General features: G+C 74.7%; 1 pseudogene. It reads left to right on the forward strand.

The features are described from left to right. Positions 1 to 245: pseudogene (locus tag ACQG3P_RS21840) on the forward strand (chemotaxis protein CheA); the annotation flags it as partial.

Below are 245 nucleotides of genomic sequence, written 5' to 3' on the forward strand. Positions count from 1 at the left end.
CGACGCCGAACCCGCCGCGCTGAGCTTCTCGCCCGGGTTCAGCACCGCCGACCAGCTCAGCCAGCGCGCAGGCCGCGGCGTGGGCATGGACGTGGGGCACCACGAAGTGCGCCAGCTGGGCGGCTCGGTGGACATCCACGCGGTGCCGGGCAAGGGCGTCACCTGCACCCTGCGCCTGCCGCAGACCCTGGCGCTCACCCAGGCGGTGTTCGTGCAGATCGGCGAGGCCACCGTCGCGGTGCCGG

Origin of the sequence: Stenotrophomonas sp. SrG (genome assembly GCF_050031795.1) — a bacterium.
In the GTDB taxonomy this organism is placed as follows: domain Bacteria; phylum Pseudomonadota; class Gammaproteobacteria; order Xanthomonadales; family Xanthomonadaceae; genus Stenotrophomonas; species Stenotrophomonas rhizophila_A.